Source organism: Pseudoalteromonas sp. APC 3694 (assembly GCF_030407565.1).
Taxonomy (GTDB): Bacteria; Pseudomonadota; Gammaproteobacteria; order Enterobacterales; family Alteromonadaceae; genus Pseudoalteromonas; species Pseudoalteromonas tetraodonis.
On sequence record NZ_JASDDE010000108.1, the window covers coordinates 1 to 4,094 of the forward strand.

General features: G+C 36.8%; 4 protein-coding genes. 2 read left to right on the forward strand and 2 right to left on the reverse strand.

The features are described 5' to 3' along the window. Positions 1-154: 154 nt before the first annotated feature. Positions 155-787 carry a recombinase family protein gene (locus QMA00_RS18575; protein ID WP_263972598.1) on the forward strand — a complete coding sequence of 211 codons (633 nt, stop codon included), beginning with the start codon at positions 155-157 and terminating at the stop codon, positions 785-787. Positions 788-1,202: 415 nt separating this feature from the next. Beyond that, positions 1,203-1,646 carry a hypothetical protein gene (locus QMA00_RS18580; protein WP_024604508.1) on the forward strand — a complete coding sequence of 148 codons (444 nt, stop codon included), beginning with the start codon at positions 1,203-1,205 and terminating at the stop codon, positions 1,644-1,646. Positions 1,647-1,704: 58 nt separating this feature from the next. Here the strand turns inward: QMA00_RS18580 and QMA00_RS18585 are convergent, their stop codons facing one another. Beyond that, positions 1,705-2,385 (reverse strand): DUF4879 domain-containing protein, encoded by a 681-nt coding sequence (locus QMA00_RS18585; RefSeq protein WP_290158447.1) that lies wholly within the window; start codon positions 2,383-2,385, stop codon positions 1,705-1,707. Positions 2,386-2,547: 162 nt separating this feature from the next. Next, positions 2,548-4,094, reverse strand: a 1,547-nt coding sequence (locus QMA00_RS18590; RefSeq protein WP_290158450.1) for a hypothetical protein, incomplete at its 5' end; no start/stop codon positions are given.

Consider the following 4,094-nt stretch of genomic DNA (forward strand, 5'->3'; position numbering starts at 1 on the left):
CGATGATTATCGCTCAACCCTGTTAGAATCTGGGATTAAAATGCGCTAGCCATGATGTGAATATTTCATAACTTAAAATCCTTTATTGAGTTAGTTTACAAAAAGCTATACTTTATGATAACTATATTTGACTATTATCAAAAGTACTCTCATAATGTTTTTATCAAAACATCTTAAAGTATACGATAAAAAAATGTCAAAAATTGGATACGCGAGAGTAAGCTCAACAGGTCAAAGTTTAGAAGTGCAACTTGATAAGTTAAATCAAGTTGGCTGCGATAAAATTTATCATGAAAAGCAAAGTGGTAAAACAGCGGCTCGACCAGAGTTTCAAAAGTGCATGAATTATCTTCGGGAAGGGGACACTTTTGTTATCACCAGATTAGACCGTCTTGCGCGTTCCGTTATTCACTTATCACAAGTTGCGGAGCGCTTTCAGGCAGAAAATATTGATCTAGTAGTAATTGACCAAGCAATTGATACATCTACTCCCACTGGAAGGTTAATGTTTAACATGTTAGCAGCCATTGCCGAATTTGAAACTGATTTACGCTCTGAGCGGCAACTAGAGGGTATTGCTAAAGCTAAAGAGCACGGCGTTAAATTTGGTCGACCAACAAAAAGAACCGATGAAATAGATTTAGAAATTTATAATAAAAGGAAAGAAGGTGTACCCATTGGTCAATTGGCAAAAGATTATGACTTGGGTTCGGCTACGATTTATAGAATATTGAATGATGTATTTGAAAAAGTATCAACTGAAGCAACAAAATTATCGCTAGGCTAGATCTCATTCATTCGAGATTTAAATGAATACTTAATTATCCCCTTATTTAATCGGCAATAGTTTGCCGTTATTAAACCATACTATTTCCCATTTGCCGCTTCTGTTGGCTAAAATCACTGACATTTCTACCTCGATGTGTACTTTCGTGCTTATACCACTTTCATTAATTAAGTGATCTATTTTAGGCGGAGGAAAATCATTAAACACAAGGCTTTTTTACATAACTAGCTGTTCTAATAATTAAATAAATAACGCAGTAGTTAGTGGTTTTAACCCATATAAATGATCACTTAGTTTGTGAGATTAGTATTAATACTTCTAAAAAACCTGTTGCAAATAACAGGTTTCGATTTGTTGGCCTGCTACTTGCTCTGATATAAGCATTGTCGTTGCAATATTTAATAAGGGAGCAAATATGCAAATTACTAATACACCGTATGTTAATCATGCTGAGTCAGCCCAACATAGCGCGTTAAGCACAAGAATAAATGATGGACAGGCTACTAACACAACCAAGAAAACCGAAACAGACACCGTTTCAATCAGCTCTGCCGGTCGCAATGCTGAAGCTAAATGGCAAGAAATTGCAAATAAATACGATATGACCAATATTTCTGGAAATGAAGTAATGGGAATGGCTAAAGAGCTTTATGACAATAAGTTAATTTCTAGCGGTCAAATGCTTGATATGTATACACCACCAAGTATTGATTTTAATTTAGATGAAAAAGTTAATTATGTAGCTCACGTGACTAAGGAATTGGAAAGCCTAAAATTACATAGTGACGGGTCAGCTCAAATGAGAAATGCAATTGAAGCTAAGTCTAGAGTGTTTGATATTGTAAAACTTATTGGTTAAATACCCATGTTCGTGTGTCATTGTGAACATGGGTTGTGCTCTAATTCTTGTGTGTTAATTATTGAACGAAAACAGAATCACTCCAAAAACCAAATGGTGATGCTATCGAATTTGCTGAAACATTAACAGTACCACTTATATTTGATGCGCCAAAAAAATCGAATTGATGGAGGAATCCAGTAACTGTTTGGCCTGCACTACAAGTACTTAGGTTTGCTCCACATCTAGGAGTGCTAGATGTGGCAGATACACTAGAACCTGCAAACGTTGCGTTGTTTGTATTACCGTAACCGAACTGAAATACATAAACTCTAACTTGGCCACCGCCATGATTTTGAGTGGTTGAGAACTGATTAGCTGATACAGGGTCTATATTAGGATAGGAAACCGATTGTACGGCTCCAATTTCGAAATAAGTAATTCCTTGTGCGGCAGCTCTTGTACTGACACTTGTGGCTAGCGTTTGGTTAGCTAATGTCGACTCGAAGTCTATTTGATAGCCGTTTGGTGTGGTGAGTTTAATGATTGAAGGTTGCGTAAAGGCTTGCTCATGAATAACAAACGGGATCACCTGTTGCTTTTTAACCCTTACCGTTTCGTCAGAAAGGCGTTTACGCCAAACATAGAAAGTCGATGCGTTAATGTTGTTATCACGACAAAATTGAATGATGGCTAAACCACTCGATTTTTGCTGCTCAAAAATGCCTTGCCAGTGTTTTATTTTTTGCTGTTTATTCATAATTACCTCAGGTTAATATGCTGAGTAAATTATGCATAGGTGCCATTAACATTGGTATGTGGGGCTAATTACGCGCTTACGGTTATATTGATAGCCATAAATAAAAGTTACCACTATTCTTGGCTATCAATTTAAAAAATACAGAGAGCACAAGGGTTATATCTACAACTTTTTGCTATAATTTCCCACTTCCCTTATAAACTTGATAGCTGTAAAGCTATTGTCATCATAACTTGATCCAAGCTTTAGCTTTTTTCCGTTACTTAACTCAATATATCTACTAGTTGAAGAAAAATGATCATGCCTCTCACAAATATCTGCTTTTGCTACCCTTTTGCATACATCTTCATACGCCATAAAACTTCTTACGCCATAAGTGGTTTTATCTTTGTCACTGTCTGTGTACTTACCAATAAAAGCCCTTGCCGGAGATACGCCTGGCTGTCCTGAGCTATGCGCTGAATGACCTAAACCAATCAAATGAAATAACTCATGCATAGCGTAGTATTCGTTCGCATAAGTGTTAAAACCCCAGCTGGCTACAGCAAAAGCCAAGTGTTTATTATTTCTATCACCCGACCTAACTGGCTTATAGGCTTTTCCGGCGACCCCACTTACTGAATCAAAGAAAGGGTGAATAAATAGCACTACGTCTGCTTTCCATGCCTTACGCATCTCTCTTAGCTTTTGACTATTGGCCATTTTAGACAATAACTGAGAAAAATTCCTACTGCATCTACCTTGTGGACAAACATCCTCCGGCGGTAAACTATACGCGTACCGCTCAGTACCGAATTTAGTATTTTCATGAGCTGTATAGTACCTCATTCCACTGATATTACCTTCTCCATCTATAATATCAGTTATGCCTCTCAAAACAGGGACAGGCATATACTGTCTGAATTTATATTCTTTCATTCTTTTAGCTATGTTTGGATGTATTAACCACAAGACGCCAGGACCTATTGTGTTTTCTAGAGATGTTTTTGGATCTAACGGCATTTTTACAGCCCAGCCATTAATAGACTTTGATGCATAAGAATTAACAGGAGCAGCAACTAAGTTGTCTTTAATTAACCCATCACTTACTTCTATTGTGTGATCACCCGATTGGGAGGGCTTTTGCAGTCGCTTTGTCTCTGTAGCACTAATAACTTCCCAATCCGCTGAAAACCTTATGAATTTTTCACTTTCATTAGTGCTAACAATTAACTCATAATAAAGCTCAGATGGCTCAGCACTTTCATTACTCTCCTCGAATGAATACAGCCTAGCTTTTATTTTTTTGTTTTGTGATTTGAACTCAACACTTCTTAACTTTAAATCTCTGCCATACGTTAGATTAGTTGGCTTTAAAGAGATGTTAGGTGAAGCTATTCCCTCAAATTTCAAATTCATGTTTAGCATTTCAACACCCGAATAAGAAACTTTTCGACTTAAATCTCCGAATGTGTCTTTAAGTCCATCTTCACTTTCAGCATCAATTCGTTTATCTGAATTAGCATTCTGTATAATATCTTCCAGCGTGCTTCTTTGTAAGATGTTCAACTCAAACGATTCCATATTCTTAGTTTGAGAGTATTTATTATTCATAGGCTCTACATCTAGAGCTTGAGTCTGAAAGCTAGCTCCAAATAGTAAAATCAAAGGGAGAATGAATCGCCCCGTGTTTGCCAGAGACTCAATAACTTGAGAAACTGGAACTATGA

What these genes read in the sequence shown, in the direction of transcription:
- QMA00_RS18585 (WP_290158447.1), bottom strand. Translation starts at nt 2,385, where the DNA reads ATGAATAAACAGCAAAAAATAAAACACTGGCAAGGCATTTTTGAGCAG.
- QMA00_RS18580 (WP_024604508.1), top strand. Translation starts at nt 1,203, where the DNA reads ATGCAAATTACTAATACACCGTATGTTAATCATGCTGAGTCAGCCCAA.
- QMA00_RS18575 (WP_263972598.1), top strand. Translation starts at nt 155, where the DNA reads ATGTTTTTATCAAAACATCTTAAAGTATACGATAAAAAAATGTCAAAA.